This window comes from Aeromicrobium sp. UBA7512 (genome assembly GCF_002476985.1).
GTDB lineage: Bacteria > Actinomycetota > Actinomycetes > Propionibacteriales > Nocardioidaceae > Aeromicrobium > Aeromicrobium phoceense.
The window spans coordinates 1-21,914 of the sequence record NZ_DLNK01000004.1; the positions used below are offsets into that span (position 1 = coordinate 1).

Consider the following 21,914-nt stretch of genomic DNA (forward strand, 5'->3'; position numbering starts at 1 on the left):
GGCCCGGGAGGGGCCCAACCGCCGGGGCCGGGCCGAGGGCCCGGCCCCCCCCCCCCCCCCCGACCGCGATCCGGAAGGCCCCGCCGGCCGGGCCGCCCCCCGGCCGGCGCGCCCCCGACACCCCCCCGCCGTACCCCGTGCTCGACGGCATCCTCGACGCCTACGTCGAGCGTGACCTCGGCTCGGCCGACGTCGTCGCCGAGGGATTCGACCCCGTCGTGGTGGAGAAGGTCATCACCCTCGTCGACCGGGCGGAGTACAAGCGTCGCCAGTACCCGCCGGGCCCGAAGGTCAGCAAGCGCAACTTCGGTCGCGACCGAAGGGTGCCGATCACGAACCGCTGGCGCGAGAGCCTGTAGCCGCGCTCAGTCGTCGCGCACCGACAGGAGCACGCGGATCTCGCCGCCGTCCTCGTCGGTCAGCAGCGGGAACGTGAGGGTCTCGTCCACGGGCTCCGCGGGCTCCTCCCACGAAGCCCCGCCGGCGCGCTCCTCGAGCCGCACGACCACGCGGGGCCCCTCGATGTCGCGGGGGCGGCGGTGGTCGTCGTCGGCCGACTTCGGCCACCACGACTCGTAATACACCGGCCGGCCGTCCACCACGAGCCGGTGCGACAGGGCGGGCCCGACACTCCCCCACGCCGTGAAGCCGACGCCCTCGACCTCGACCGGCAGGTCGGCGTACGGGGTCTCGCGCAGGGCGGGGACCACCTCGTCGAGCACCAGCCGCGCCTGCTCGACGTTGACCTCGTCGCCCGCCTCGACGAAGGTGCGGACCGAGGCCGACCCGGCGAGGGTGCCCAGGACCGGCAGCAGGACCCCTCCCGCGGCGGCCAGGACGGTGAATCGGCGGATCCGGTCGGCGTCGGCGCCACGGCGCTCGAGCCGCAGTCGGACGCGGTGGAACGCCCACAGGGCGAGGGCCGCGGTGAAGAAGACCGGCCCGGCCATCGTGAAGTCGAGGTACACGATGCGCAGGTCGCCGCCGGTCCGTGTGCCCGCCCAGAAGGTGGCCGCCACCGCGAAAAGCCCGACCACCACGGCGCTCGTGGCGATGTCGACGTCGCGGTCGATGCGGCGCCGGCGACGGCGGTCGCGGGAACGCCAGGCCACCGCCACCACGCCGGCGACCAGCAGGGCGACGGCCGGGTATGTCACCTGCTCGGTGTCGCGCCACTGGCGCAGCCAGGGGAACACCATGTGGGTCACGTGGATCCAGGAGTCGGCGACGGAGGTGTCCTGCGTCTTCTCCGCGGTGGTGAGGGCGGCGATCTCCCCGATGTTGTTCGGCGAGTACGTGAGGGCCTCGACGATCGGGCCGAGCCAGCAGACGAACGCGACCAGGAGGGTGCGCCCGACCTCGCCGGGCCTGCTGCGGAACCCCCGCCACCAGCGCCGGATCGTCAGGAGCAGCATCCACACGCCCAGCAGGCCGACGATCGGCGTGACGCCGAGGTGGGCCTGTCCCGTCCAGCTGACGCACACCATGAACAACGGCCACAGGCCCCGGTGCCCCAGCAGCATCCGCCACGCCACGGCGAGGCTGGCGAGCAGCCCGAAGACGGTGGGCCACGGGTTCCAGGGCAGGACGAGCACCGACCCGAACAGCCCGTAGAGCGTGATCGTCGCGCCGGCCATCGCGAGCAGTCCGGGGCGGCCCGCCGCGCGGTAGCCCGACCAGAGCGACACCCCGACGAACGCTGCCGTCACGAGAGCACAGCCCAGCAGCAGGCCCCAGACGTGCCAGCCGGACAGCAGGTACGGCAGCCCGATCACGTAGAACTCGAGCGGCCCGGGGTGGTAGGCGTAGACGCCCTCGACGGTCTGGTCGCTGGTCGAGCGCATGCCCACGAGCGGCCAGTGACCCGACCAGGCGTCATGGGCACGGATGGCGATCATCGCGTCGTCGCCCTGGGGCAGCCAGCCCTCGCCGAGCCGGGCGACGTACCAGACGACGATCGGAAGGAGCAGCACGGCGAAGACCGTCCAGAACCACCGGTGCTCGCGCAGGCCGAGGCGTCGGCCGATCCGCGTGGGGATCGAGGCGGGCGAGGTCGACACGGGTTCCTTGCGGCAAAGCGGGTTCGAGGTCGCGAGCAGTCTACGGGCCCCGAGCGGCTCCTCGCTGGGGACTACCCTGTGCTGCATGACTGAAGAGCCCGCACCGTACGGTTCCCGTCCCACCGCCTCGCCCGACGTGCGCAAGGTCCGCACGCACCACCTGGCGAAGTGGAAGTCCGAGGGTCACCGGTGGGCGATGCTCACCAGCTACGACCAGTACACCGCCCAGCTCTTCGACGAGGCCGGCGTGCCGGTGCTGCTCGTCGGCGACTCGGCCGCGAACAACGTCTACGGCTACGAGTCCTCGCTGCCCGTCACGGTCGACGAGCTGCTCGTGCTGGTCAAGGCGGTCACGCGCTCGGTCCAGCGCTCGCTCGTCGTCGCCGACCTGCCGTTCGGGTCGTACCAGCGCTCGCCCGAGCAGGCCTACGACACGAGCGTCCGCTTCATGAAGGAGGGGCTGGCACACGCCGTCAAGCTCGAGGGCGGCGCGGAGATGGCGCCGCAGATCCGCAAGCTCACCGAGGGCGGCATCCCCGTCATGGCGCACATCGGCTTCACGCCGCAGTCCGAGCACAACCTCGGCGGCTACCGCGTGCAGGGCCGCGGCGACGCGAGCCAGAAGCTCATCGACGACGCGCTGGCGGTCCAGGAGGCCGGTGCCTTCGCCGTCGTGATGGAGATGGTCCCGGCCCCCGTCGCCACCGAGGTGACCTCGAAGCTGCAGATCCCCACGGTCGGCATCGGCGCCGGCGCGGGCTGCGACGCGCAGGTGCTCGTCTGGCAGGACATGCTGGGCCTGCGCTCGGGTCGTGCGCCGCGCTTCGTCAAGAAGTACGCCGACCTGCGCAGCGTGATCAGCGGGGCCGTCGACCAGTTCCAGAGCGAGGTCGCCGACGGATCCTTCCCCGCGGCCGAGCACTCGTTCGAGAGCTGAGCCGCGGGGAGGTCCCCCTCAGTCCTTCGGGATCCAGCTCATCGTGTCCGGGTCGGGCCCGATGCGTCGCCCGGCGTCGAGGGCGGAGATGGCGCCCATGTCGGCGGGCGAGAGCTCGAAGTCGAAGACGTCGAAGTTCTGCTTCAGCCGGTCCACCGACGAGGCCTTCGGGAAGACGATGTCGCCGCGCTGCAGGTGCCAGCGCAGCACCACCTGCGAGACGCTGCGCCCGGTGCTGGCCGCGATGGCCTGCAGGGCGGAGTCGTCGAACACCTGGCCCTGCGCGAGGGGCGACCAGGCCTCGGTCGCGACACCGTGCTCGGCGTTGACCGCGCGCAGGTCGTCCTGCGTGAAGTAGGGGTGGATCTCGACCTGGTTGACGGCCGGGACGACCGTGCCCTCCTGCACGACGCGGCGCAGGTGCGAGGGCTGGAAGTTGGAGACGCCGATCGCGCGCGCCTTGCCGGCGGAGTAGACCTCCTCCATCGCGCGCCACGTGTCGACGAAGTCGATGTCGGTGGTCGGCAGCGGCCAGTGGATGAGGAAGAGGTCGACCCGGTCGAGCTGGAGCTTCTCCAGCGACTCGTCGAGGGAGCCGGCGACGACGGCCGGGTCGTGCCGGTTGTTGTTGAGCTTCGTGGTGACGAAGACCTCGTCGCGGGCCAGGCCGGACGCGGCGATCGCCGCACCGACGCCGGCCTCGTTGCCGTACATCTGGGCCGTGTCGATGTGGCGGTAGCCGAGGTCGAGCGCCTCGGTCACCCGGTCCTGGGCCGTCTCCGGCGGGACCTGCCAGGTGCCGTAGCCGAACTGCGGGATCTGGACACCGTTGTTGAGCGTGAGCGTGGGAACCGTCATGTCCTCGACGCTACGGGCTGCGCCCACACGCCGCACACGCGAGACGCATGCAGGGTGTGCGGCCTTGCTCACGATGACGACCTCATCGCTGCGCTACCCGAGCGCCATGGCCCGATGGGACCAATGTGACTGAATCGCCGGACGGGGCCGAGGTGACTGCCTACCGTCGGGAGCGTGCCCCGCCGTCTCCCTTCGATCCTGCTCGCCCTGGCGCTGGCGCTGGGCACGCTCGCCCTCACCTCGCCGCCGGCGGAGGCCGGCCCCCGCAAGGTGGCCGCAGTGAAGCTGCTCAAGAAACTGCGGGTGGCCCAGGAGAAGAACCGCGGCACCTACGACCGTGACGCGTTCGACCACTGGACGATGCGCAAGGGCGAGTGCAACGTGCGCGAGACGGTGCTGATCGCCGAGTCCCGCAAGAAGGTCTCCAAGGACCGGTGGTGCCGCGTGAAGCGCGGTCTCTGGGTCAACGAGTACACGGGCCGCACCATCACGAAGCCGCGCGGACTCCAGATCGACCACCGCGTGGCGCTCGCCGAGGCGTGGCGCTCGGGCGCCTCCACGTGGAGCACCAACCGGCGCCGCGGCTTCGCCAACGACACCTCCTACCGGCACTCGCTGCTGGCCGTCTCGAGCCACTCCAACCAGTCCAAGTCCGATCACGATCCCGCGAGCTGGCTGCCGCGGCACCGCACCTGCACGTACGTCGCCCGCTGGGTGGCCGTGAAGTACCGCTGGAACCTGACGGTGGACCGGGCGGAGCACCGGGTGCTGAGCCGTCGGCTCGCCCGGTGCGGGGACGCCCGCACGATGGTCGACCTGCCCGCGAAGGGCAAGGCGGAGAGCGGCAAGAAAAAGAAGAAGCGGACGAAGCCCGGTGGCGGGGTCCCGCCCGTCTCGGCCTACGACTGCCCGAGCAGCCACCCCATCAAGGGCAACGCGAACTCGATGATCTACCACCTCCCGAGCGGCCGCTACTACGACGTGACCAAGCCCGAGGAGTGCTTCGCGACGGAGTCCGCGGCCCAGGCTGCCGGGTACCGCGCCTCGCAGGCCTGACGCTCAGCGCTCCTCGAGCACGAGGTCGACGTACCGCTCGGCACCCGGCACGACGGTGGCTCCCGCCGGCTGCAGCAGCTCGATCCGGTCGACCACCGCGCCCTCTGGCGGCGGATCGGCCGTTCCCGGATGACTGTGCACGGTGAGCCGGCGCACCGGACCCTCCGCCTGCCGCGGATCGCGGAAGTCGTCCTCGCGCTCGCCGTCGACCCGCGCATCGAAGTACACGTCGTGGCCATCGGCCAGCAGCGCCGCGTAGACGCCCGGGCCGATGTCGAGCCAGGCCAGCCCGCCCTTGGTCTCGACCACGATGGGGCCGTCGACCGTCCCCGCCATCGCCTGCGCCGCCCGGATCACCGGCGCGGCACGACGGCTGTCCCCCTGAGCGGTGTCGGCCATGTTCTGCGGCAGGAACGCCAGGGCCAGGAGTGCGCAGGCCACAGCGACCCCGCCGAGCGCACGTCGGTGCCGTGACCGGAGCGCCCAGCCGACCACCGGCCACGCGAGGAGAGTGAGCGGGACGGCGGCGCCGTAGACGACGTAGAAGCCGCGGCCCTCCCCCGCCCTCGTCGCCGAGGCCAGCAGCACGAGCGTGCCGATCCACAGCCACGTCACCAGGCTCGAGGGATCGCCCGAGGTCAGGCCCGTGCGCCGCCGCCGGGTCCACCACAGCAGCCCTCCGATGACTGCGGCGAGCAGGACGGCGGGCAGCAGTCCGCCGCCGGACCCGGCGATGCGCGCCAGCAGGTCGAGGTTGTCCGGCTCGTTCCGCACCACCTCCACGAGCGGAGCGGCCCAGCAGGCCAGCCCCAGCACGAGGGCGAGCACGAGGGTTCCCCGCGTGACCTCGAGGCGTCCCCTCCTCCACAGCGCGATCGAGACGCCGAGCGTGACCAGTCCCAGCACGAGGGCGAGCGGAGCGATCGCGAGCTGGGACTGCGCCGCCAGCGAGATCACGACGACGAAGACCGGCCACCAGCGGCCGTGACCGGTCAGGACGGCCCAGGCGGCCGAGACCGAGGCGCCCAGCGCGAACATGGCAACCCACGGATTCCACGGGGTGACGAGGGCGGCGCCGACACCCACGATCATGGCGAGGTGGACCACCGCGACGGTGAGCCAGCCGCGGCGCCCGGCGGCCCGTGAGGCCGCGGCGAGGGCGAGGCCCAGGAGCCCGGTCAGCAGCAGGAACGACCCCACGACCAGCGCCCAGGGAGCGAAGCCGCTCAGCGCGCAGAGCGGGGCCAGCAGCTGGAACTGCATCGGGCCGGGGTGGTGGGCGTGCGCGCCCTCGACGATCTGTCCGCCGGTCGAGGGCATGCCCAGCAGGGGCGTGTGCGGCCCGAACACGTCGTGGATCCGCACGGCGGCCACGGCCGTGTCACCGTGCGGGAGCCAACCGTCGGAGAGGAGCCCGACCGTCCACCACATCAGCGGCAGCGCCAGGAGGACCCAGGCGACCGGCCAGCCGGCGCGGCCGAGCCGATCGGGAGGCGTCACTCAGGTGAGCCGGCCGGTGGAGCGTCGTCGTTCCACTTCGGGTCCTCGTCCCACGCCTTCGACTTCTCGTGCGCGGTCTCCAGCGCACGCGAGGCCTCCGCCTCCGACTCGTAGGGGCCGAGGCGATCGGACGCCTTGCACCCCTCGTCGCCCTCGACGGTCTTGTGCTTCAAGCAGTAGAAGTACGCCATGGGCTCATCGTGCCCGATCCACGGCGGCGGCGCCCGCGGGCTCGCGCAGGGGCGGGGTGCGAATGAGCCGGCCTGTAAGCCGGATTCTGTCCTGTCGAAACAGGGGCGGCCATCCATCTGGGATGCCCATTGCTGGACACCTCGGTGCGACCTACCTGCCACGTCGGACGAGCAGCCCTGTGGCACGGCCCCGGAGGGCCTACTTGGTCTTGCTCCCGGTGGGGTTTACCTAGCCGCGACGGTCACCCGCCGCGCTGGTGAGCTCTTACCTCACCGTTTCACCCTTACCCGCACCACCCGGAGGTGGCCGCTGGCGGTCTGTTCTCTGTGGCACTGTCCCGCACGTCACCGTGGGTGGCTGTTGGCCACCACCGTGCTCTTCGGAGTCCGGACTTTCCTCGACGCCCGGAGGCGCCGCGGCCGCCCGGCCGACTCATTCGCGCATCCATCCTATGCCCCCGGTACGGGGATCACCGCCGCCCCGGTAGGCTGGGGGCATCGAAAGGGAGTAGTCCCCAATCGCTGCGTCGACACACTGAGACCTCGGTCTCCGGTGCAGCGGGCCAGAGTGATCTGGCGGACGAGACTTTCGACCGGATTCGTGTACACGAGCCCGGTCGAGGCTCGTCGTATCCCAAGGCTCCTCGTCCGGGTGGACGAGGAGCCTTTGTCATGGAAGCAGTGTTCATCGCGGCAGCGCTGGTGTTCGTCGCCGAGCTCGGCGACAAGAGCCAGCTGATGGCGATGACGTTCGCCACGCGCTACCGCGCCCGCACGGTGATCCTCGGGATGGGGATCGCCTGCGCGCTCATCAACCTCGCCTCGGCGCTGGTGGGCGAAGCACTCGGGAACGTCATCCCGGAGCACGTCCTGCAGGTGGTGGCCGGCGTCGTCTTCCTCGTCTTCGCCGCGATCACCGCCTGGTCCCTGCGCGGGGAGGAGCACGAGGAGGAGATCCGCGTCGTCCCCCACAGCGGGCGTGCCCTGGTCACCGTGGGACTGGCGTTCGCGCTGGCCGAGCTCGGCGACAAGACGATGTTCGCCACGATGACCCTGGCCACGCAGTACTCGTGGTTCTGGGTCTGGATCGGCAGCACGATCGGCATGGTCGTCTCGATCACCCTCGCGGTGCTTCTCGGCAAGCAGATCCTCAAGGTGCTGCCGGTACGGGCCGTTCACGCCGTGGCCGCGCTGCTGTTCGCCGCCCTCGGCATCTGGCTGCTGCTCGGCTGACATAGGGTCGCGACGTGCTGATCGTGCTGCCTCCCTCGGAGGGAAAGACCCGTCCCGAGACCGGTCCCGCGCTGGACCTGGGCACCCTCTCCTCCCCCAGACTGACCCGCACCCGTGAGCAGCTGCTGAACGCGCTCGTCCGGATCAGCTCGACGAAGCGCGCCGCGGAGATCCTCGGCCTCGGACCGACGCAGGCCGAGGACATCGCGCGGAACACGCGACTGCACGAGGAGCCCACCGCGCCCGCGATCGAGGTCTACACCGGCGTCCTCTACTCCGAGCTCGGCTGGGCGCACCTCGACGACCGGGCGCAGGAGCGCGGTCGTGACAGCGTGGCGATCGCCTCGGCGCTGTTCGGCCTGGTGCGTCCGCACGACCGCATCCCGGCCTACCGGCTGAGCGGGTCGGTGACGCTGCCGCGACTCGGCACCGTCGCCAGTCGCTGGAAGCCCGTGGTGCCCCGGGCGCTGACCGAGCTCGCCGAGGGTCAGCTGGTGCTCGACCTGAGGTCCGGCACCTACGTCGCGCTGGGCCAGGCGCCCACCGGCTCGGTGACGATGCGCGTGCTGACCGAGTCGGATGGGAAGCGGTCGATCGTCAGCCACAGCAACAAGGCCACGAAGGGCCGGATCGTCCGCCAGGTGCTGGCCGAGGACGTCGAGGCCAAGGACGCCGACACGCTCGCCGACGCCCTGCGCGACCTCGGCTGGACGGTCGAGGCCTCCGGCCCCACGCGGCTCGACGTCATCCTGCGCTGACCCGCCGGCGTCATCTCGATACGCCGGCTCGTACCTCGCCGAGCTACTCGATCACCGGGCTGGTGATCGAGTGACGGCGAGCGCAGCGAGACGTCGTATCGAGATCAGGGAGTGACGGAGAAGTTCCGCAGGCTCGGCGTGCCGTCGGGCCACCACGTGATCGTGGTGATCGAGGCCGGCGCGAGCTCCATCCGGTGGATGACGCCCATGTCCGAGCCGAGCGCGAGCCGCACCATCAGCTTGATGGGCGTGACGTGGCTGGCCACGACGACCGTCCGCCCCGCGTGACGCTGGAGCAGCCGGTCGCGCGCCGCCTCGACGCGCGTGGCGACGGCGTCGAAGGACTCGCCTCCCGGGGGCGCGACGGCCGTGGACGCGAGCCACGAGTCCAGCTCCTGCGGCCAGCGCTTCATGATGTCGCCGAACGAGAAGCCGTCCCACTCGCCGAAGCCGGCCTCGGCGAAGCCCTCCTCGATCTCGACCGGCAGGCCGAGCCGCTCGGCCACCTGGGCGGCCGTCTGCCGAGTGCGCTGCAGGGGGGACGCCACGATCGCGTCGGCTCCCCCACGCTCGGCGATCCACGCCGCGGCGCGGCGCGCCTGCTCGACGCCCTCGTCGACGAGCGGCAGGTCCTCGCCGCCCGTGCCGCTGAACAGCTTGCGCTGCGTGTGGGCGGTGACGCCGTGGCGCAGCAGGATGACGGTGGTCGGGTCGCCCTGCATCGAACCGCGCCATCCGACCTGCGGCTTCCTGGCCTTCGCGTCGAGCGGGGCGGCGTCGCGCGGCTCGGTGAACAGCGCGGGCGGCTCCGGCGGCTCGTCGGCGAGCTGCACCGGCTCGGAGGAGTCGAAGGACGACACGAGGCCCGACCGGCCGGCCTTCTCGGCGTCGAGCGCGGCGTTGGCCAGCGCGTCGGCGCGAGCGTTCTTTGCGCGAGGCACCCACGTCCAGGTGACCGGACCGAGTTCGCGCACGATCGCCTGCGCGCGCATCGCGAGCGGCTTCATGTCGGGGTGCTTGATCTTCCAGCGGCCGGCCATCTGCTCGATGACGAGCTTGGAGTCCATGCGGACCTCGAGCGGCTCACCACCGGCGTGCTCGAGCGCGAGCTCCAGCGCACCGATGAGGCCGCGGTACTCGGCCACGTTGTTCGTCGCGATCCCGATCGTCTCGCCGCGGTCGGCGACGAGAGCGCCGTCCTTCAGCAGTGCCGACCCGTAGGCGGCAGGTCCGGGGTTCCCGCGCGATCCTCCGTCGGCCTCGGCCACCCAGCCCATCAGGCGCCGGGCTCGGTGCGCACCAGGATGCGGCTGCACTCGGGGCAGCGCAGGACGGTGTCGGCCGGCTCGGCGAGCAGCTCGCGCACGTCGGCGCCGTTGAGCTCGAGGTGACAGCCCTGGCAGCGACGAGCCCGCAGGGCCGCCGCCCCCAGACCGCCATGGCTCCCGGCGAGCTTCGCGTAGAGGGTGAAGAGGTCGTCGGGCACCTGCGGACGGACCTTCTCGCGACCGGCCGAGGCCTCGGCGGCCTCGGCGTCGATCGCCGCGACCTTCTCGTCGCGCGCGGCGACGAGGGTGTCGCGGGTGGCGTTCTCGGCCTCGAGCTCGGCGAGCGCCCGGGACAGCTCCGCCTGGGCGGTCTCCAGCTGCTCCATGACCTCGAGCTCCTCGTCCTCGAGCGTGGAGATCCGGCGCGCCAGCGCCTCGAGCTCGCTCTGCATGCTCGACAGGTCCTTCGGGTTCGAGATGGCGCCCGAGGCCATCCGCTCCTCGTCACGGGTGCGGCGGGCCTTGACCTGCTCCACCTCGGTGTCGGCCTTGGCCTGCGCGCGCTCGAGGTCGGCGACCCGCGTCTGCGCCTCGATCCGACGGGCGTCGATCTCGCGGATCCGGGCGTCGACGGCCGCGATCTCGGCGTGCTCGGGCAGGGTGTTGCGGCGGTGCGTCAGCTGCGCCAGCGCCGAGTCCTTCTCCTGCAGGTCCAGCAACGCCTGCTGGGCGACCGGTTCAGCCTTCACGTGCGACTCCTCATGACAACGTCCGGCTCCAGGGATCGGTGCCGATCGTGGAGACGTGGGTCTTCACCGTATCGCCCAACTCCTCGCGCACCGCCGCCGCCACGGTGGGCAGCCAGGTCCACTCGGCGGCCCAGTGGGGCACGTCGATCACGGCGCACGCACCGGCGCGCTGGAGGTGCTCGCTGACGGGGTGGTGGCGCAGGTCGGAGGTGACGTAGGCGTCGGCCCCGGCGGCGTCGGCCGTGCCGAGCAGGAAGTCGCCCGAGCCCCCGCATACCGCGACGGTCTCGATGATGCGATCGAGGTCGCCGGCGACCCGGGTGGCGCCCGCGTGCGCCGGCAGGCAGCCACGCACGTGCTCCGCGAACGCGCTGAGCGTCATCGGCTCGCGCAGGCGCCCGATGCGCCCGGAGCCGCGCTCGCTGGGCCGCGCGGCGAGGGGCCAGAGGTCGTAGGCCACCTCCTCGTACGGGTGCGTGGCGAGCATCGCCGAGCGCACCTCCTCGCGGATCGACTGGTCGGCGACGAGCTCCACGCGGACCTCGTCGACCCACTCGACCTCGCCGATGGACCCGATCGCCGGATCGGCGCCCTCGAGCGGCCGGAACGAACCGCGACCCGGGCTCTGGAACTGGGCCCGGTCGTAGTCGCCCATGCTCCCGGCGCCGGCCTCGTGCATCGCCGCGACGACGCGGTCGGCGTCGTCGCGCGGGACGAACACGACCCACTTGTCCATCGGCGGTTCGAGGTCGACCTCGAGCGGTCGCAGGTCGGTCAGGCCCAGCGTCGACGCCATGGACTCGCTGACGCCACGCGGCGCGCAGTCGGCGTTCGTGTGACACGTGTGCAGCCCGATCCCGTGAGAGATGAGCGTGTGCACGACCCGGCCCTTCGGCGTGGTCGCTGCCACCGAGGAGGTGCCCTTGAGGAAGAGCGGGTGATGGGTGACCACGAGCTGGGCCCCCAGCTCGACCGCCTCGTCGACGACCGCCTGCACCGGGTCGACCGCGAACAGGATCGAGGAGACCTCCGCGCTCGGGTCACCGACGACGGTGCCCACGGCATCCCAGTCGTCGGCCCAGCGGGGGTCGTAGAGACCGTCGAGAACGGCGATCACGTCACGCAGCGAAGGCATGGGGCGAGTCTGTCACGCCCGTCCGTCAGGCCTCGAAGACCTGGAAGTTGGCGGGCATCCCCGGCTCGATCCCCGCCTCGGGCTCCTTCTTCGTCCACCCGCGGTCGACCGCGCCCTCGGGCTGCTTGATGCCGCTGAATCGCATCGGCAGGCCCGCCGCCCGCAGCGGCGCCGCGTGGTCCATCAGCTGCACGTGCAGGTGCGGCTCGGAGGTGTTGCCGGAGTTGCCGACCTCACCGAGCACCTGTCCGGCGACGACGTGATCACCGACCGCCACCGCCGCGGTGCCCTTCCGGACGTGCGCGGAGAGCGAGTACACGCCTTCGCCGTGGTCGATCACGACGTGGTTGCCGACGACGGCCGCCGCTCCCCCGAGGTCGCGCAGCCCGTCGATCACCATCATGTAGGCGAACGCGAGCCACGAGGTGCGCGAGAGGTGGTCGCGCCGGGTGTCGAGGACCGTCACGACGGTGCCGCCGGCGACGGCATGGATGGGCTCACCGAAGGAGCTGAACGACTCGGGCCGCTCGAAGCCGCCGAAGAGGGGGTACGAGGGCTCGGTGTCCTCGGGTCGCGGGTGGATGATGTCGATCGCGTGGGACTGGCCGTAGCCGCGGACGCCGTGGCTCGGCACCGACGACGCGGGGCTGTGCACCACCGTCCACGTGCCGCGCACGGGGCTGTCGACCACGACGGGCTCACGGTCGTCCTGACGCGCCGGCCGGACCAGGCACAGCGCGAAGAACACCAGGACGGCGAGGCTGGTGACCCCGATCGGGACGTCGAGGACGAACCCGGCCACCACGGACGCCAGGAACAGCCACGCCCAGAGCGGGAACAGCCCGCTGATCGCTCGTCGCCACCGTCCGGTCCCGCGCGTCGTCATGTCACCCATGCCAGCACACCCTGCCCGGTCAGGCCACCGTGGCGAGCGCGAACGGCAGCACCGCCGTGGCGCCGGCTCGGCGCAGCTCGCGCGCGGCCACCGTGATCGTCCACCGGCTGTCGACGAGGTCGTCGACGAGGAGCACCGGCCCCGGAGCGTCCCGCAGGGCGGAAGCGAGCTCGGAACCCACGCTGAACCGGCCCCACACCGAGGCGAGCCGGAAGGCGCTGTTGCCCCCGGTCTCGGCACGCGGAATGTGAGGATCGAGGTCGAGGGTGCCCAGCAGTGGCATTCGGCCGAGTCGGGAGATGGTCTCGGCGGTGGAGGCGACGAGCGTGGGCCGGGTGACCGAGGGCATCGCGACGACCGCGACCGGGCGCTGCTCCCACGGCCAGTCCCGCAGGGCACGGACGGCCGCGCCGACCAGTGGCTCGGGGATCTCGCGGTCGGGAGCACCCGCGGCGAACAGCTCGCGCAGGGTGCCGCCCCAGCCGAGGTCGGAGAGTCGGGCGATCACCCGACCGGTCTCGGCCCGCTCCTCGGCCGCGATCCGGCCCTTGACCTCAACCCCGCGCCGGTCGGCGCCCGTGGGCCACTGGCCCCGCGGCTCGATCGGCACGCCCACCCGGTCGAGCGCCTCGGTGGCGCGTCCGACCGTGGCCTCCGGCACGTCGGTCGGGTACCAGGCAGCGGTGCACACGTCGCAACGACCGCACGCGGTGGCGGACGGGTCGTCGAGATCGCGCTGCAGCAGCTCCATTCGACAGGTCTGCCCGCGCTCGTACGTCAGCATCGCCTGCTGCTCGTGCTCTCGCGCCGCCGCGATGCGCTCGTACCGCTCGGCGTCGTACACCCACGGCTGCCCCGTGGCGATCCACCCCCCGCGCACCTTGCGCACGGCGCCGTCGACGTCGAGGACCTTGAGCAGCAGCTCGAGCTGGGTGCGCTTGATGTCGACGAGCGCCTCGAGCGCCGGCGTGGAGATCGGCTCGGAGCCCAGCTGGGAGATGACCCGGTCGGCGCGCTCGGGGTCGGGCATCGAGGCGGTCGCGAAGTAGCGCCAGATGTCGCGGTCCTCGGGGCCGGGCAGGAGCAGCACGTCGGCGCGATCCGTGGCGCGTCCGGCTCGGCCGACCTGCTGGTAGTACGCCACGGGCGACGACGGAGCCCCCAGGTGCACGACGAAGCCGAGGTCGGGCTTGTCGAACCCCATCCCCAGCGCGCTGGTGGCCACGAGGGCCTTCACGCGGTTCTCCTTTAGGGCCTGCTCGAGCTCCTCGCGCTCGGAGGGGTCGGTGCGACCGGTGTAGGCGCGCACCTCGAAGTCCGCCTCACGCAGCAGCCGCGCGGTGTCCTCGGCGGCCGACACGGTGAGCGCGTAGATGATCCCGCTGCCCGTGAGGTCGCCTAGGTGCGCCACGAGCCAGCCCAGCCGCTGCTTCGCCGAGGGCAGGGTGAGCGAGCCGAGCCGCAGCGAGTCGCGGGCCAGCGAGCCGCGCAGCGTGAGCACGTCGCCCCCGAGCTGATCGGCGACGTCGGCCACGACGCGGGCGTTCGCGGTGGCGGTGGTGGCCAGCACGGGGACCTGGGGCCCGAGCGACTCGATGACGTGCGCGAGCCGCCGGTAGTCGGGGCGGAAGTCGTGGCCCCAGTCGGAGATGCAGTGCGCCTCGTCGACGACGAGCAGGCCCATCCGGTCGAGCAGTCGGGGCAGCTGCTGCTCGCGGAACGTGGGATTGTTCAGGCGCTCCGGGGAGACCAGCAGGACGTCGATCGTGTCGGCCGCCAGGCGCGCCTCGATGTCGTCCCACTCCTCTACCGTGGCGGAGTTGATCGCCGCGGCCCGCACCCCGGCGCGCTCGGCAGCGGCCACCTGGTCGCGCATGAGGGCCAGCAGCGGCGAGACCAGGACGGTGGGACCGGCACCGCGCGAGCGCAGCAGCGCCGTGGCGACGAAGTAGACCGCCGACTTGCCCCAGCCGGTGCGCTGGACGACGAGCGCCCGCCGCTGCTGGTCGACGAGCGCGGCGATCGCCTCGAGCTGGCCCTCGTGGAAGCGCGCATCGGGCCGGCCCGTGAGCGCGCGCAGGCGCTCGAGGGCCTCGTCGGCGGTGGTCGTCGCGATCGTCTTCATGCCCCGATCGTGTCAGGCGGCTCCGACAAGCGCTGCATCTCGCTCCTTCACTGTGGACGAGCGGCTAGGCCGGTGTGGACCCAGAAGGCCAGGGCGTCGTCCTCGACCAAGGCATCGGGTGCGACCGCGAGCCACCGGTCACCCATCTCGCGCCCGTTGCGCATCCGCGCGGGTCCAGCGCCCTCACGTCCCAACAGGTCGCCGTACGTGGCGGGCTCGACCCGGACGAGGAGGCTCCCGTCACCGCGCGCGGCGACCGTGAGGGACTCGTCGACCATGAACGACAGGCCACCGAACATGGACACCTCGCGCGTCTGGCGGTGCGCGAGCACGCGTCGCACCCGGTCCGCGAGCGCGTCCTGCAGCGTCATGCCGCGACTGTGCCACCGGCGACGGCCTCGCGTCGACCTCCGGGCCACGCCAGCGCGGTCACCGACCGTCCAGCAGACCTTTCATCTCCTGGATCTCGGCGGTCTGGCTCGCGATGATCGCGCGGGCCAGACCCACGACGTCGGCATTGCGGCCGTTCGCGACCTCGGCCTTCGCCATGTCGACCGCACCCTCGTGGTGCTCGATCATCTGCTCCAGGAACAAGCGCATCGCGGCCTCGCCCTCCGCGTCCTCCAACGCGGCCATGTCGCCGGCGTCCATCATCCCCGAGTCGTGACCACCGCCGTCCATCCCGCGCATGTCGGCGTCCCACTCCTCGAGCCACTGCTCCATCTGCGCGATCTCCGGGCCCTGCGCCTGCTTGATCCGCTCCGCCAGGGCCGCGACCCGGGGATCGATCGCGTCCTTCGCCAGGACCACGTCGCTCATCTCCATCGCCTGCTCGTGGTGCGGGATCATCATCGTCGTGAACATGACGTCCGCGTGGTTCACGTCTGCGTCGCGCGCCGACGAGCCGTGGTCCATGCCGTGGGAGGCGGGATCCTGCCCGCCAGTCGAGCACGCCGTGAGCGCGAGAGCCGCGAGGAGCGCCAGTGAGACAGCCGCCGATCGACCCCTGAGGGCGGGCCCCCAACTGCTGGCGCTCATACCGCAAGCGTACGTCGCACGGAGGTCACACAGAACGAGGCGGAACCGCCGTCACAAGTGGGCGAAGAGGGGCTCGAACCCCCGACCTTCCGGGTGTAAACCGGATGCTCTGACCAACTGAGCTATTCGCCCCGTCTGCACGTGTCGAGTGCACGAGAACGGTAACGCAACGACCCCATGCCGAGCCCATGCACAGAAAAGCCGCGCCGCCGGGGTCTCGGGTCCCCGGCGGCGCGGTAGTCCTATCAAACCAGATCCCCATGGCCGACGTGAGTGATTTCCCCGCGTTACGCCCTGAAAATTTGCTCAGAACTCAGCCGTGTGACGCAAGTGCCTCACGGTACGCAGAGAGATCACGGGCCTGACCGAGTCCGTTCTCGACCTTCCAGCGCACGATGCCCTCGCGATCGATGAGGTAGGTGCCCCGCGCGGCGGCGCCGGGACCCTCCTCGAAGATGCCGTAGGACTTCGCCACCGCGCCGTGCGGCCAGAAGTCGCTCAGCAGGCTGAAGTCGTAGCCGTCCTGGTCCGCCCACGCCCGCAAGGCGAACATCGGGTCGCACGAGATGGCCAGCACCTCGGCGTCGGCATCGTTGAAGATGGCCAGGTTGTCGCGAATCTCGCACAGCTCGCCGGTGCAGATGCCGCTGAAGGCGAACGGGTAGAAGACGACGACCACGTTCCGGCCACGCAGCCCCGACAGCGAGACGTCCTCGCCGTGCTGGTTCTTGAGTGTGAAGTCCGGTGCGGCAGAGCCGACCTCGACGAGCGCGCTCATCGCTTGTGCGTCGAGAGTTTGGTGGCGACCCAGTTCGGACCGACAGCGGAGGTGGTGGTGATCGACAGACCCGCGATGGGGGCAGCCTCACCGATGTCAGCGCCGGAGACGTGTCCGTCCCGGCCGACCTTGGGGGTCAGCAGCCACACGGATCCCCCCTCGGCGACGTCCTGCGTCGCGTCGACGAGTGCGTCCGTCAGGTCGCCGTCGTCCTCGCGCCACCACAGGATCACGCCGTCGACGACCTCGCCGACATCGCCGTCCACCAGTTCGTTGCCCGTGTGGGACTCGATCGCCGACCGCAATTCCTCGTCGGTGTCCTCGTCCCAGCCGAGCTCCTGGATGACGGAGTCAGGTTCGAAGCCCAGCTTCCCCGCGTCCACCGCACCTCCTTCTGCCCTACTGCTCAGTAAGGCCTATCGGTTGCTTGCCGGACTCACACTAGCGAACTCCGGGTGGTTTGATGGAAGGGTCCATCCCGACACCCCAGGGAGTGCACCATGGCCTCATCCGGCCCCGACCGCCCCATCATCCACGGGGGCATGCCCACGCAGCTGCCCGACGTCGATCCCGACGAGACTCAGGACTGGCTCAGCTCGCTCGACCAGATGGTCGACGAACGCGGACGCGACCGCGCGCGCTACGTCATGCTGCGCATGCTCGAGCGCTCCCGCGAGCGAGCCGTCGGCATGCCTGCGCTGCGCAGCACCGACTTCATCAACACCATCCCGCCCGAGCGGGAGCCCGACTTCCCCGGCGACGAGGACATCGAGCGGCGCATCCGCTCCTACATCCGCTGGAACGCCGCGGTGATGGTGTCGCGCGCCAACCGCCCCGGCCTCGGCGTCGGCGGCCACATCGCCACGTACCAGTCGGCGGCGAGCCTCTACGAGGTCGGCTTCAACCACTTCTTCAAGGGCAAGGACCACCCCGGCGGCGGCGACCACATCTACTACCAGGGCCACGCGGCCCCGGGCATCTACGCGCGCTCGTTCCTCGAGGGCCGCTTCGACGAGTCGGCGCTCAACAACTTCCGCCAGGAGAAGTCGCAGGGCGAGGGCAAGGGTCTTCCGTCCTACCCCCACCCGCGGCTGATGAGCGACTACTGGGAGTTCCCCACGGTCTCGATGGGCCTCGCGGCGATAAACTCGATCTACCAGGCGCGGTTCAACCGCTACCTGCAGAACCGCGGCATCAAGGACACCAGCGACCAGCACGTCTGGACGTTCCTGGGCGACGGCGAGATGGGCGAGCCCGAGTCGCTCGGTGCGATCGGCCTGGCCGCGCGCGAGCAGCTCGACAACCTCACGTTCGTCGTCAACTGCAACCTCCAGCAGCTCGACGGCCCGGTCCGCGGCAACGGCAAGGTCATGCAGGAGCTGGAGTCGTTCTTCCTGGGTGCCGGCTGGAACGTCATCAAGGTGGTGTGGGGGCGCGAGTGGGACGACCTGCTCACGCGCGACACCACCGGCGCCCTGGTCAACCAGATGAACCGCGTGCCCGACGGCGAGTTCCAGACCCTCTCGATCGAGACGGGCGCCTACAACCGCGAGCACTTCTTCGGCCCCGACCCCGAGCTGGCGAAGATCGTCGAGCACCTGTCGGACGAGGACATCGAGAAGCTGGCGCGCGGTGGCCACGACTACCGCAAGGTCTACGCCGCGTTCGAGTCGGCCACGAAGCACAAGGGCCAGCCGACGGTCATCCTCGCGCACACGATCAAGGGCTGGCTGCTCGAGTCGTTCATGGCGCGCAACGCCACGCACCAGATGAAGAAGCTGACGAACGAGGACCTGAAGACCTTCCGCGACCGTCTGCGCATCCCGATCACCGACGAGCAGATCGACTCCCCCGAGGGCGCGCCGTACTACCACCCCGGCGCCGACCACGAGGACATCCGCTACATGCTCGAGCGGCGTCGTGAGCTGGGCGGCTCGCTGCCCTCGCGCATCGTGAAGGCGAAGCCGCTCGACCTGCCGCAGGACGACGCCTACGCCGACCTGCGCAAGGGCTCGGGCAAGCAGCAGATCGCCACGACGATGGCGTTCGTGCGACTGCTGCGCGAGCTGATGAAGGACAAGCAGATCGGTCAGCGCATCGTGCCGATCGCGCCCGACGAGTACCGCACGTTCGGCATGGACTCGATGTTCCCGTCGGCGAAGATCTACAGCCCGCACGGCCAGACGTACGAGTCGGTCGACCGCAAGCTGCTGCTGGCGTACAAGGAGAGCGAGAAGGGTCAGCTGCTGCACGAGGGGATCAGCGAGGCCGGCGCCGCCGCCTCGGCGATCGCCGCGGGCAGCGCCTACGCCACGCACGGCGAGCCGATGATCCCGGTCTACCTCTTCTACTCGATGTTCGGGTTCCAGCGCACCGGTGACTCGTTCTGGGCCATGGCCGACCAGCTGTCCCGGGGCTTCCTCCTGGGCGCCACCGCCGGTCGCACCACGCTCACCGGCGAGGGCCTGCAGCACGCCGACGGGCACTCGCCGCTGATCGCCCGCACGAACCCCGCGGTGGTCCACTACGACCCGGCCTACGCCTTCGAGATCGCCCACATCGTGCGCGACGGCCTGCGCCGGATGTACGGCGACGGCGAGAACGAGGCCAGCGGCTTCGGCGAGGACGTCATCTACTACCTGACGGTCTACAACGAGCCGATCAACCAGCCGGCCGAGCCCGAGGGCGTCGACGTCGAGGGCATCCTCAAGGGCGCCTACCGCTACGCCGCGTCCCCGGTCGAGGGCGACTCCCCCGCCCGCATCCTGGCGTCGGGCGTCTCGGTGCCGTGGGCGCTCCAGGCGCAGGCCACGCTGGCCGAGGAGTACGGCGTCGCCGCCGAGGTCTGGTCCGTCACGTCGTGGAACGAGCTGGCCCGCGACGCGGAGTCGGCCGAGCGGTGGAACTTCAACCACCTGGGCGAGGAGCCGCGCGCCCCGTGGATCGCCACCAAGCTGGGCGAGGGCGGACCCACCATCGCGGTGAGTGACTACATGCGGGCCGTGCCCGACCAGATCTCGCGCTGGATCCCCGGCTCGTGGATGTCGCTCGGTGCCGACGGGTTCGGCTTCGCCGACACCCGCGCGGGTGCTCGCCGCTACTTCCAGATCGACGCCGAGTCGATCGTGGTGGCGGTGCTGGCGTCGCTCGGTCGTGAGGGTCGCATCGACCCGAAGGTCGCCCAGGAGGCGTTCGACTCGCTGCGGATCGACGATCCCACTGCCGTTGCAGGGGTCAAGCAGGAGGGCAGCCCCGCCTGACCCGGACGGGCCGACACCTCAGGATGCTCTCAGCGAGCGCGCCGTAGACTGATCCGCATGTTCGGACGATGGTGGGGCGTGCTGCGCGCGTGGCCGTACACCTTCGGCGTCGCCCTGGCGGCCGCCATCGGCATCACGGCGATCGTCATGTCGGCCCGTCTGGGCATCGCTCTGAAGGACCCCGAGGGCTTCCTCGGCCCCGCGTACGTGCGCCTGCCCGTCATGGGACTGGCGTTCTTCGCCCTGGGCATCGTGCCCATGGCGTTGCGGCGCGCCGGCGTGCGTCACTTCTGGCGCGGCGTCAAGGACATCGTTCGCGACGAGTGGTCGTGGAACCGGGTGTTCCACATCGCCACGGGCCTGTTGACGTTCTACATCTGCTACGTCAGCTACCGGAACATCAAGGGCTTCCTGCCCACGGTGCGCGAGGGCGTCAACTTCGACACCATGCTGTCGCGCTGGGACTACTGGCTGATGTTCGGCAACCACCCGGCGGACATCCTGCACAGCGTCCTGGGCACCGGCTTCGCCGCCCAGATCCTGGCCACGGTCTACGTCAGCTACCTGCCGCTGATCCCGGTCACGCTGGCCGCCTTCCTGGTGCTCAACAAGGACTTCTCGCTCGGCGCCTGGTACGCCACGGCCCTGTCGCTTAACTGGGTGCTGGGCGCGGCGGCGTACTACGTCTTCCCCTCGCTCGGCCCGGCCTACTCCGCCGCCACCCTGTTCGACGACCTGCCCACCACGGGTGTCACGCAGCTGCAGTACTCGCTGTTCGTGAACGCGGCGCAGAACTACGAGAACCCCACGCAGGCCCCCATCTGGGGCATCGGGGCGTTCGCCTCGCTGCACGTCTCGGTCACCCTGACCGCGGTGCTGTTCTTCCAGCGCACCGACCAGCCGCGCTACCTGCAGATCACCGCGTGGGTCTACTTCGTGCTCACCGTCATCGCCACGATCTACTTCGGCTGGCACTTCATCGCCGACGACGTCGCCGGCGCCTTCATCGGCTGGATCTCGGTGGCGCTCGCGGGGTGGGCGACGGGCAACGGGTTCTGGCACCAGCGGCACCACAAGCTTCAGCTCACGGCGGAGGGCGACTCGCGTCCGTCGGAGAGCGACACGCTGGCCAACCCGGCCTGATCGCCGCGCCGCAGCAGCGCGCGCCACTTGCCGCGGTGGTACTGGGCCGGCGCCTGGACCCGGCAGAAGTCGATCACGACGCGCGCGAACTCGTCGGGGTGGTCCTTGTGCGGGAAGTGCCCGGAGTCCTCGAACACGTGCACGTGCGAGTTCTCCAGCAGCGGCAGGCGCTGGGCGTGCTCGACGGGGATGACGCGGTCGTTGCGCCCCCACACGACGAGCAGCGGCATCAGGCGGGTCAGGTAGGCGCGGTCGGCCATCGTGACGAACTGGCCGTCCCAGTCCAGGACCGTCCGCGTCAGGCGACGGATCGCCAGCGTGGTGGCGGGGTCGGCCAGACGCTCGTAGATCGCGGCGACCTCGTCGAGGTCGCGGGCGGCGGGAACGCGGGACAGGGCGCGCATCGTGCCGGCGACGCCAGCACGCCACGGCTTCAGCGTGGCCAGGCGCATCCCGAGGCCCACGCCCGGCAGGGTGAGGGCGCGGATGAGCGGCGTGACCTCCGGTCCCAGTCCCCCGCTGGAGACGAGCACGACGCGCTCGGTGCGCTCGGGGAACTGGTAGGCGAACTGCATCGCCACGCCGCCGCCGAAGCTGTGCCCGGCCACCGTCACCTTGTCGATGCCCAGGATCGTCAGCAGGTCGCGCATGCCGTTCGCGAATCCGCCCAGCGAGTAGTCGGCATTGGGCTTGTCGGACTCGCCGTGGCCCAGCAGGTCGGGGGCGATGACCGTGAAGTGCTCGGCCAGCTGGTCCATGACGGGGAACCACGTGGTGGAGTCGCACGCCATGCCGTGCAGCAGCAGCAGCGGCGGGCCCGAGCCGCGCATCCGGTAGGCGCGGCGGTAACCGTGGACCACGACGTAGTCGACGTCGTCCACCGCTCCGCGCTCCGGGGGCAGCACCATCTGTTCATCCTAGGTCAGGGCG

General features: G+C 71.1%; 21 protein-coding genes, 1 tRNA gene and 1 other RNA gene. 7 read left to right on the top strand and 16 right to left on the bottom strand.

Going from position 1 to position 21,914, the window contains the following annotated elements; genetic code table 11:
• Positions 1–68: 68 nt before the first annotated feature.
• Positions 69–359: a hypothetical protein gene (locus tag B2363_RS05610; protein ID WP_286929184.1), complete on the top strand. Its 291-nt coding sequence runs from the start codon at positions 69–71 to the stop codon at positions 357–359.
• 6 nt (positions 360–365) lie between these two features.
• On the opposite strand, the gene B2363_RS05615 is transcribed toward B2363_RS05610, so the two are convergent.
• Positions 366–2,060, bottom strand: coding sequence for a hypothetical protein (locus B2363_RS05615; RefSeq protein WP_286929036.1), 1,695 nt, complete (start codon positions 2,058–2,060; stop codon positions 366–368).
• Between the two features lie 85 nt (positions 2,061–2,145).
• Between B2363_RS05615 and panB the strand changes: the two genes are divergently transcribed.
• Positions 2,146–2,997: a 3-methyl-2-oxobutanoate hydroxymethyltransferase gene (panB, locus tag B2363_RS05620; RefSeq protein ID WP_286929037.1), complete on the top strand. Its 852-nt coding sequence runs from the start codon at positions 2,146–2,148 to the stop codon at positions 2,995–2,997.
• An 18-nt stretch (positions 2,998–3,015) separates the two neighbouring features.
• Here panB and B2363_RS05625 read toward each other — a convergent pair whose 3' ends face one another.
• The gene (locus B2363_RS05625) at positions 3,016–3,855 is read right to left on the bottom strand and encodes an aldo/keto reductase (protein ID WP_286929039.1); all 840 of its coding nucleotides are present in this window, start codon (positions 3,853–3,855) and stop codon (positions 3,016–3,018) included.
• A gap of 174 nt (positions 3,856–4,029) precedes the next feature.
• Between B2363_RS05625 and B2363_RS05630 the strand changes: the two genes are divergently transcribed.
• Positions 4,030–4,911, top strand: coding sequence for a GmrSD restriction endonuclease domain-containing protein (locus B2363_RS05630; protein WP_286929040.1), 882 nt, complete (start codon positions 4,030–4,032; stop codon positions 4,909–4,911).
• 3 nt (positions 4,912–4,914) lie between these two features.
• Here the strand turns inward: B2363_RS05630 and B2363_RS05635 are convergent, their stop codons facing one another.
• The 3 genes from B2363_RS05635 to rnpB form a co-directional block, all read right to left on the bottom strand.
• Positions 4,915–6,411 (bottom strand): hypothetical protein, encoded by a 1,497-nt coding sequence (locus tag B2363_RS05635; protein ID WP_286929041.1) that lies wholly within the window; start codon positions 6,409–6,411, stop codon positions 4,915–4,917.
• Positions 6,408–6,602, bottom strand: a complete 195-nt coding sequence (locus B2363_RS05640; protein WP_286929042.1) for a hypothetical protein — start codon at positions 6,600–6,602, stop codon at positions 6,408–6,410. Before B2363_RS05640 ends, B2363_RS05635 begins: the two co-directional genes overlap by 4 nt.
• A 59-nt stretch (positions 6,603–6,661) precedes the next feature.
• An RNA gene (rnpB, locus tag B2363_RS05645) (RNase P RNA component class A) lies at positions 6,662–7,038 on the bottom strand.
• Positions 7,039–7,274: 236 nt separating this feature from the next.
• On the opposite strand from rnpB, the gene B2363_RS05650 reads away from it, so the two are divergent.
• Positions 7,275–7,835, top strand: a complete 561-nt coding sequence (locus tag B2363_RS05650) for a TMEM165/GDT1 family protein (protein WP_181756645.1) — start codon at positions 7,275–7,277, stop codon at positions 7,833–7,835.
• Positions 7,836–7,849: 14 nt separating this feature from the next.
• Complete coding sequence (locus tag B2363_RS05655) at positions 7,850–8,593, top strand: YaaA family protein (protein ID WP_286929046.1); 744 nt, start codon at positions 7,850–7,852, stop codon at positions 8,591–8,593.
• Between the two features lie 104 nt (positions 8,594–8,697).
• On the opposite strand, the gene B2363_RS05660 is transcribed toward B2363_RS05655, so the two are convergent.
• From B2363_RS05660 to B2363_RS05705, 10 genes are all read right to left on the bottom strand, one after another.
• Positions 8,698–9,909 (bottom strand): bifunctional RNase H/acid phosphatase, encoded by a 1,212-nt coding sequence (locus B2363_RS05660; RefSeq protein WP_286929047.1) that lies wholly within the window; start codon positions 9,907–9,909, stop codon positions 8,698–8,700.
• Positions 9,870–10,610, bottom strand: coding sequence for a zinc ribbon domain-containing protein (locus B2363_RS05665; RefSeq protein ID WP_181756643.1), 741 nt, complete (start codon positions 10,608–10,610; stop codon positions 9,870–9,872). Before B2363_RS05665 ends, B2363_RS05660 begins: the two co-directional genes overlap by 40 nt.
• Positions 10,611–10,620: 10 nt before the next feature.
• Positions 10,621–11,745, bottom strand: a complete 1,125-nt coding sequence (locus B2363_RS05670; protein WP_286929048.1) for a Nif3-like dinuclear metal center hexameric protein — start codon at positions 11,743–11,745, stop codon at positions 10,621–10,623.
• 25 nt (positions 11,746–11,770) lie between these two features.
• Positions 11,771–12,631, bottom strand: coding sequence for a M23 family metallopeptidase (locus B2363_RS05675; RefSeq protein WP_286929050.1), 861 nt, complete (start codon positions 12,629–12,631; stop codon positions 11,771–11,773).
• A gap of 28 nt (positions 12,632–12,659) precedes the next feature.
• Positions 12,660–14,765 carry a RecQ family ATP-dependent DNA helicase gene (locus B2363_RS05680; protein WP_286929051.1) on the bottom strand — a complete coding sequence of 702 codons (2,106 nt, stop codon included), beginning with the start codon at positions 14,763–14,765 and terminating at the stop codon, positions 12,660–12,662.
• Between the two features lie 47 nt (positions 14,766–14,812).
• Positions 14,813–15,136, bottom strand: a complete 324-nt coding sequence (locus B2363_RS05685) for a TfoX/Sxy family protein (protein ID WP_286929052.1) — start codon at positions 15,134–15,136, stop codon at positions 14,813–14,815.
• A 58-nt stretch (positions 15,137–15,194) separates the two neighbouring features.
• Positions 15,195–15,803: a DUF305 domain-containing protein gene (locus B2363_RS05690; RefSeq protein WP_286929053.1), complete on the bottom strand. Its 609-nt coding sequence runs from the start codon at positions 15,801–15,803 to the stop codon at positions 15,195–15,197.
• 58 nt (positions 15,804–15,861) lie between these two features.
• Positions 15,862–15,935 (bottom strand) — tRNA-Val (locus B2363_RS05695).
• 181 nt (positions 15,936–16,116) lie between these two features.
• Positions 16,117–16,581: a peroxiredoxin gene (locus B2363_RS05700; RefSeq protein WP_286929055.1), complete on the bottom strand. Its 465-nt coding sequence runs from the start codon at positions 16,579–16,581 to the stop codon at positions 16,117–16,119.
• The gene (locus B2363_RS05705; protein ID WP_181756636.1) at positions 16,578–16,964 is read right to left on the bottom strand and encodes a DUF3052 domain-containing protein; all 387 of its coding nucleotides are present in this window, start codon (positions 16,962–16,964) and stop codon (positions 16,578–16,580) included. The genes B2363_RS05700 and B2363_RS05705 overlap by 4 nt, the downstream gene beginning before the upstream one ends.
• 117 nt (positions 16,965–17,081) lie before the next feature.
• Between B2363_RS05705 and aceE the strand changes: the two genes are divergently transcribed.
• On the top strand, positions 17,082–19,841 hold the full coding sequence (gene aceE, locus B2363_RS05710; protein WP_286929056.1) for a pyruvate dehydrogenase (acetyl-transferring), homodimeric type: 2,760 nt from the start codon (positions 17,082–17,084) through the stop codon (positions 19,839–19,841).
• Positions 19,842–19,898: 57 nt separating this feature from the next.
• Entirely contained in the window at positions 19,899–20,984 is a 1,086-nt protein-coding gene (locus tag B2363_RS05715) for a phosphatase PAP2 family protein (protein ID WP_286929057.1), read from the top strand.
• Here the strand turns inward: B2363_RS05715 and B2363_RS05720 are convergent.
• On the bottom strand, positions 20,921–21,892 hold the full coding sequence (locus tag B2363_RS05720; protein ID WP_286929059.1) for an alpha/beta fold hydrolase: 972 nt from the start codon (positions 21,890–21,892) through the stop codon (positions 20,921–20,923). The genes B2363_RS05715 and B2363_RS05720 overlap by 64 nt on opposite strands.
• Positions 21,893–21,914: the final 22 nt, after the last annotated feature.